A 7330-nucleotide genomic window follows, 5' to 3' on the forward strand; every position below is an offset into this window, starting at 1 on the left:
CAGCAGCTGCAGCGCGCGCCCGCCCAGGACGACGGCGCCCCGCGGACACGGTTCGTCCGGGTCCGCGGCGGTGTCGACCACCGTCTCCCACCCGGCCGCCGGCGCCGCCCAGGGCTCGCCGGGCAGGGTGAACACCACCGGTTCGTGGCCCGCGTTGAGCAGCAGCAGGAAGCTGTCGTCGCTGAGCGGCAGCCCGGACTCGTCCCGTTCGGACATCGCGGTGCCGGAGAGCAGCATGCCGAGACAGGCGGTCGGCGTGAACCAGTCGGCCTCGGTCATCTCCCCGCCCCGCGGGGTGAACCAGGCGAGGTCCGGCCGGCCGCCGGGGGTGACGGCCCGGCCGGAGAAGAACGCCCGCCGGCGCAGCACCGGGTGGGCCCGGCGCAGCCGGACCAGCCGGGCGGTGAGCTCGCACAGTTCCTGCCAGGCGGGCTTCTCCAGCAGCGACCAGTCCAGCCAGCCGACCTCGTTGTCCTGGCAGTAGGCGTTGTTGTTGCCGCCCTGGGTGCGGCCCAGTTCGTCCCCGGCGGTGAGCATCGGGACGCCGGCGGAGAGCAGCAGGGTGGCCGTCAGGTTGCGCAGCTGGCGCAGCCGCAGCGAGTTGACCGCCGGGTCGGTGGTCTCGCCCTCGGTGCCGTGGTTCCAGGAGCGGTTGTCGTCGCTGCCGTCCCGGTTGTCCTCGCCGTTGGCCTCGTTGTGCTTGCGGTCGTAGGAGACCAGGTCGCGAAGGGTGAAACCGTCGTGCGCCGTCACGTAGTTGACCGAGGCGTACGGGCGGCGGCCGGCCCGCTGGTAGAGGTCGGAGGAGCCGGAGAGGCGGTAGCCGAGATCGCGCACGTCCGGGAGGGCGCCGCGCCAGAAGTCCCGTACGGTGTCGCGGTACTTGTCGTTCCACTCGGCCCACAGCGGGGGGAAGCCGCCGACCTGGTAGCCACCCTGGCCGGCGTCCCAGGGCTCGGCGATCAGCTTCACCCGGCTGAGCAGGGGGTCCTGGGCGACGGCGGCGAGGAAGGGGTGGTCCATGTCGACGGCGTCGCCTCCGTTCGGGCCGCCGCGGGCGAGGGCGGCCGCCAGGTCGAAGCGGAAGCCGTCCACGCCCATCTCGGCGACCCAGTAGCGCAGCGAGTCGGTGATCAGCCGGATCACCTGCGGGCGGCGGGTGTCCAGGGTGTTGCCGCAGCCGGTGTAGTCGGCGTAGCCGCGCGGATGGTTCGGCGGGAGGCGGTAGTAGGTGGCGTTGTCGATGCCGCGCAACGAGAGCGCCGGGCCGAGTGCGCCGCCCTCGGCGGTGTGGTTGAACACCACGTCCAGGATCACCTCGATCCCGGCGGCGTGCAGGGCCCGGACCATCCGCTTGAACTCGCCGACCTGGCCGCCGCGGGAGCCGGAGGCGGAGTAGCCGGCGTGCGGGGCGAAGTAGCCGATCGTGTTGTAGCCCCAGTAGTTGACCAGCCCGCGGGCCTGCAGGTGGTCCTCGCTGGCGTGCTGGTGCACCGGCAGCAGCTCGACGGCGGTCACCCCGAGCCGGGTGAGGTGGGCGACGGCGGCCGGGTGGGCCAGACCGGCGTAGGTGCCGCGCAGCTCCGGCGGGACGTCGGGGTGGCGCATGGTGAATCCGCGCACGTGCAGCTCGTAGAGCACCGTCTCGGCCCACGGGGTCTTCGGGCGGTGGTCGTCGTACCAGTCGTCGTCATCGTGGACGACCACGGATCTGGGCACGTACGGCGCGGAGTCGCGGTTGTCCCGGACGGTGTCGGCGACGTCCGCCTCGGGCCAGTTGCGGACGGCGGAGCAGGCGGCGTCGTGCGAGGTGTAACAGCCGTCGACGGCGCGGGCGTACGGGTCGAGCAGCAGCTTGGCCGGGTTCCAGCGGGCGCCGGTCCACGGGTCCCATCGGCCGTGCACGCGGAAGCCGTAGCGGGTGCCGGGGCGCACGCCGGGGAGGAAGCCGTGCCAGACCTGGAAGTCCTGTTCGGTGAGGCGGTGCCGGCTCTCCCGGCCGTTCTCGTCGAACAGGCACAGCTCGACGGCCTCGGCGCCGGCCGCCCAGAGCGCGAAGTTGGTGCCCCGGTGGCCGAGCCGGTCGGTGCGGTAGCGGGCGCCGAGCGGCTGCCAGCTGCCGGGCCACGGTGGCTCGGCGGGGTACGGGTGGCCGTGCGGCCGTGCCCCGGCTTCCAGCTCCTGCCCTGACGCCATGGCCGTACCCTCCCTGGGCGGGGTGTTCCGGACTCAGTTCACCTTCTCTTTCCCGGATTGTGCAGATCGGAAGCCGTTGAACGAGGGCTTACCGGCGGATGGCGGCCAGGGGGTTGGGGGTTCGGGGGTTCGGGCTCCCGGGAGGGTGGGGGCGGGGCGGCTCCGGCGGTGGCCGCTCCGGGGGCGGCGTGTCTTCGCCGGGAGGCTTCTCGTTGTTCCGGGCGTCGGACGTGAACAGGGAGGGCCCCGGGATGCGGCGCCGAGGACGGCTGTGGGCGCGGGGCGTGGCGGCGGTGGCCTGCTGCCTGGCCGTCCTGACGGGCTGTGGCAGCGGTGGGCCCGCGGTCGTGCCGGACGGGGACGCGGCCACGGGTGGTGCGCACGCCGCGCCGTCGTCGTCCCGGGCGGTGCTCACCGTGCAGCCGGCCGACGGTGCGCAGGACGTGCCGTCGGAGGGTGCGGTCCGGGTGCGCGTCGCGCAGGGGCGGCTGGTTTCCGTCCGGCTGGCCGACACCAGGGGCACCGAGGTGCCCGGCACGATCGGCCCGGACGGCAGCGGCTGGGCGCCGGACGGCCCGTTGCCGCTCGGCACCGCGTTCACCCTGGACTCCGTCGCCGAGGACGACCAGGGCCAGAAGGCGGCCCAGCACACGGCGTTCACGACCGTCGCCCGGGCGCACACCTTCGTGGCCTTCTTCACCCCGGAGGACGGCTCCACGGTCGGTGTCGGCATGCCGGTCTCGCTGCGCTTCAGCCGTGCGATCACCGACCGGGCGGCGGTGGAGAAGGCCGTCCAGGTCTCCGCCGACCCGCCGGTGCCGGTGGCCGCGCACTGGTTCGGTGGCCAGCGGCTGGACTTCCGCCCGCAGCGGTACTGGGCGGCCGGCACCAGGGTCACGGTGGCGCTGCGGCTCAAGGACGTGCAGGGCGCGCCCGGGGAGTTCGGCAGCCAGAGCCGGGACGTGCACTTCACCGTCGGCCGGGCGCAGGTCTCCACCGTCGACCTGGACGCCCACACCCTGACCGTCCGGGCCGGCCAGGGCGGCAAGGTGGTCCGGGTGCTCAAGGTCTCCGGCGGCAGCCCCGAGCACTCCACCTACCGGGGGGTGATGGTGGTGTCGGAGAAGTACAAGGTGACCCGGATGAACTCGCAGACCGTCGGCATGGGCGACGAGTACGACATCCAGGACGTCCCGCACGCGATGCGGCTCACCACCTCCGGCACCTTCCTGCACGGCAACTACTGGGCGGACCCGAGGGTGTTCGGCACCGCCAACACCAGTCACGGCTGCATCGGGCTGGCCGACGCCAAGGGCGGGGCGAGCAAGGACTCCCCGGCGGGCTGGCTGTTCGAGCACACCATCCCGGGGGACGTGCTGGAGGTGAAGGCCGCGTCCGGGGAGGTCGTGCCGCCGCAGAACGGGCTCAACGGCTGGAACGTGCCGTGGGAGCAGTGGGTGGCCGGGAGCGCGCTGCGCCGGGTGCCGTCCGCCGGGGCGGCCGGGTCGGCCGCGCGGTAAGGGCTCTTCCGTGCCGTAAGGGCGCTTCCGCCCGTTCCGTCCGGCTTTACGACTGCTTCACCTGTCGTCAACCTGACTCCTCTCAGGTTTCACTCGGAAGGCTTAGTTATCCTGCTCCGGCGCGTCCGGGGTCCGGCCGGAAAGATCGGCCGGACGGTGCAACTCATGGGGGCACTCAACGCGTCAAGTGAGTGGATACCGGGAGGGGAGAAACCGTGAAGACGGGTAAGACGGCCGCTGCGGCGATACGCACCACCAACCGCTACGGGCGCCGGAGTGCGATGGCGCTGGTCATGGGCGGGGTGCTGTTGCTCACCGCCGCCTGCAACGACGACAAGGGCAGCGGTTCCGGCGGTTCGGCGGGTGGCAGTGCGGCTTCCGCGCCGGCGGCGGACGGGGGCGGCTCGGCGACACCGAAGACCTCGGCCGCGGTGCTCGCCGTCGAGCCGAAGGACGGCGCCCAGGACGTCGCGCCGAACGGGCTCCAGGTGTCCGTCTCCAACGGCAAGCTGAGCACGGTCGAGGTGACCGACAAGGACGGCAAGCCGGTCGAGGGTGCGATCACCCCGGACGGCACCGGCTGGAAGCCCGCCGGGGCGCTCGCGGTCGGCATGGCGTACAAGGTGAACGCGCAGGCCAAGGACGGCGAGGGCCTGGTGGCCGCGTCCACCACCTCGTTCACCACGCTGACGCCGGAGAAGAAGATCTCCACCAACGACAACATCAGCGACGGCGCCACCTACGGCGTCGGCATGATCGTCTCGGTGAACTTCAACAAGGACGTCAAGAACAAGGAAGCCGTCGTCAAGGGCATCACCATCGAGTCCAGCAACGGCACCGTGGTCAAGGGCCACTGGTTCGGCGACCGCCGGGTGGACTTCCGCCCGGAGCAGTACTGGGCACCGGGCACCAAGGTGACCGTCAAGTACCGGCTGAAGAACGTCGAGGTCGCCCCGGGCATCTACGGCGACGTGGACAAGGACGAGCCGTTCACCATCGGCCGGTCGATGGTCTCCACCGCGGACGCCAAGTCGCACCAGATGACCGTCGAGCGGGACGGCAAGAGCACCACGCTGCCGGTCACCCTCGGTGCGGACGCCACGCCGTCCTGGGGCGGGACGATGGTGGTCATGTCCAAGGAGAAGGTCACCCGGATGAACTCGCAGACCGTCGGTCTCGGCGGCGAGTACGACATCCAGGACGTCCCGCACGCGATGCGGCTGACCACCTCCGGCACCTTCGTGCACGGCAACTACTGGGCCAGCCCGTTCGGCAAGACCAACGCCAGCCACGGCTGCGTGTCGATGCAGGACGCGAAGGGCGGCAGCGACTCCTCGGTGGCCGGCAAGTTCTTCAACGACTCGATGATCGGTGACCCGATCAAGATCGTGAACACCAAGGAGAAGACCGTCGCGCCCTCCAACGGGCTGGGCGGCTGGAACGTGGACTGGGCCAACTGGTAGGCCCTACCCCGCGGTCGGCCCGGGTACTCCGGGCCCTGCGGTGAGTCCTCCGTCGTGCGGCCCGATCCTCACCCGTTGGGGGCGGGCCGCCGCGGTTTCCGGGGCAACGGGCCCCACGAATGGCGCAACCTTTCCGGTGGCCGGATGCGTATACCGGTCGGGTCCGTCGGGTCCACGGGGAGTTTCTCGGATTTTCTGAGGGAGGGAATCGACGTTGAGGTCGATACGCAGGGTGGTGGCCGCCGGCCTGGTCGGCGGGGCGATGACGCTGACGGCCGCCTGCGGCGGGGGCGGTGGGGGCGGCGGCAGTGCCGCCAAGGCCGACCTGGGGGCCGGTGCCGCCGGCGCCAAGCCCACGGCGGCGGCGCCCACCAGCACGGTGCCGAAGGTCTCCAAGGCCGCCGTCAGCATCGAGCCCAAGGCCGGCTCGGTGGACGTGGCGCCGAACGCGCTCAAGATCGGCGCGACCGGGGGCAAGCTCACCACCGTCAAGGTGAACGACAAGACCGGCAAGGAGGTCCCCGGCACGATCTCCGCCGACGGCTCCTCCTGGACGCCCACGACCGGCCTGGAGGTGGGCACCGCCTACCAGGTCAGCGCGATGGCCGCGGACGCCGACGGCGCGGTCGCCACGGCAGACAGCAACTTCAGCACGCTGACCCCGACGGCGCTCGCCAAGGCCGCCGACAACGTGGACAACAACGCCACGTACGGCGTCGGCATGATCGTCTCGGTGAACTTCAGCAAGGACGTCAAGAACAAGGACGAGGTCGCCCAGGGCATCAGCTTCGAGACCGACAACGGCACCGTGGTCAAGGGCCACTGGTTCGACAGCCGTCGGCTCGACTTCCGTCCGGAAGATTACTGGAAGCCCGGCACCAAGGTGGTCGTGCACTACCGGCTCAAGAGCGTCGAGATCGCCCCCGGGGTGTACGGCGGGGACCGGGACGAGCCCTTCACGATCGGGCGGTCCCAGATTTCGACGGTTGACGTCGCCGCACACAAGATGACGGTCGTACAGGACGGGACGCCCAGCGAGATCGACATCAGCGCCGGCTCGCCCGAACACCCCACCTGGAACGGGACGATGGTGGTCATGTCCAAGGAGGGCGTGGTGCGGATGCAGTCCAGCACCATGCCCGGCATGACCGGCGCGCCGTACGACCTCCAGGTCCCGCACTCGATGCGGCTCACCGACTCCGGCACGTACGTGCACGGCAACTACTGGAGCAAGAGCAGCACCTTCGGCGAGGACAACGTCAGCCACGGCTGCGTGGGCCTCAAGGACGTGGAGGGCGGCGGCGCCGGCACCTCGATGGGCAAGTTCTACGACGGCTCGCTGATCGGCGACGTGATGATCGTGAAGAACTCGACCAAGAAGGAGACGCTCGACCCGGCGAACGGGCTGAGCGGCTGGAACGTGCCGTGGAGCAACTGGTAACCGGCTGCTGAGGGGGAACGGGGTCAACCCGGGCTTGACGGAAGTCGGCCCGGGTCGACCCCGTCTTGCTTCCGGCATATGCCGAATCGCAGAGATCGTTTGCTCATTGTCCGTACGCGGCTGCTTGCGTTCCGCAATGATGGTCCGCATGGCGGGTTGGGGCGAAACAGATCAGTCATCGGTTCCCGGGGCCGGCGTGGTGGCAGAGGTGTCCTGGATCGACGTCCAGGGCGGCGGGCTCTCGGCACTGGAGCGGCTCACCTCCGAGGAGCTGGAGGAGCTGTATTCCGGCAGACTGTGCGACCAGTCGGCGCCCAGCGAGGTGCGGCTGCCGTCCCGGCCGGAGTCGGGCCCGGTGGCCCGCAGACTGGTGCTCTCCGTCCTGGAGTCCTGGGATCTCCACCAGCACCTGGAGGCCGGCGAGCTGCTCACCGGCGAGCTGGTGGCCAACGCGGTGCGGCACGCGGCCGGGCGCACCATCGGCCTGCACGTCAGCCGCAAGCCCGGCTGGCTGCGGATCGAGGTCCGCGACTCCTCCCGGGCGCTGCCCTGCATGATCCTCGCGGAGGCCCGGCCGGTGAACGAGCGCGGGCGGGGGCTGAAGATCGTCGACGACCTCGCCGACCGCTGGGGCGCGGACCTGCTGCCGCGGGGCAAGGGCGTCTGGTTCGAGCTGAGGGTGCGCGAGCGGCCCTGAGGTTCCCGGGCCC

At 71.3% G+C, this 7330-nt stretch carries 5 protein-coding genes; 4 read left to right on the plus strand and 1 reads right to left on the minus strand.

Translation table 11 applies throughout. The annotated features are described in order from the left end of the window. On the minus strand, nucleotides 1–2196 hold a 2196-nt coding region (gene glgX / locus ACFU7Y_RS36000), incomplete at its 3' end, for a glycogen debranching protein GlgX (RefSeq protein WP_380770881.1). A gap of 251 nt (nucleotides 2197–2447) precedes the next feature. On the opposite strand from glgX, the gene ACFU7Y_RS36005 reads away from it, so the two are divergent. From ACFU7Y_RS36005 to ACFU7Y_RS36020, 4 genes are all read left to right on the plus strand, one after another. Continuing rightward, the gene (locus tag ACFU7Y_RS36005; protein WP_380770882.1) at nucleotides 2448–3716 is read left to right on the plus strand and encodes an Ig-like domain-containing protein; all 1269 of its coding nucleotides are present in this window, start codon (nucleotides 2448–2450) and stop codon (nucleotides 3714–3716) included. A 215-nt stretch (nucleotides 3717–3931) separates the two neighbouring features. After that, nucleotides 3932–5179 (plus strand): Ig-like domain-containing protein, encoded by a 1248-nt coding sequence (locus tag ACFU7Y_RS36010; RefSeq protein WP_224276826.1) that lies wholly within the window; start codon nucleotides 3932–3934, stop codon nucleotides 5177–5179. Nucleotides 5180–5393: 214 nt separating this feature from the next. Beyond that, nucleotides 5394–6620: an Ig-like domain-containing protein gene (locus ACFU7Y_RS36015; protein ID WP_224276824.1), complete on the plus strand. Its 1227-nt coding sequence runs from the start codon at nucleotides 5394–5396 to the stop codon at nucleotides 6618–6620. 208 nt (nucleotides 6621–6828) lie between these two features. Continuing rightward, on the plus strand, nucleotides 6829–7317 hold the full coding sequence (locus ACFU7Y_RS36020; protein ID WP_224276823.1) for an ATP-binding protein: 489 nt from the start codon (nucleotides 6829–6831) through the stop codon (nucleotides 7315–7317). The last annotated feature ends 13 nt before the right edge of the window (nucleotides 7318–7330 follow it).

Source organism: Kitasatospora sp. NPDC057542 (genome assembly GCF_042801945.1).
In the GTDB taxonomy this organism is placed as follows: domain Bacteria; phylum Actinomycetota; class Actinomycetes; order Streptomycetales; family Streptomycetaceae; genus Kitasatospora.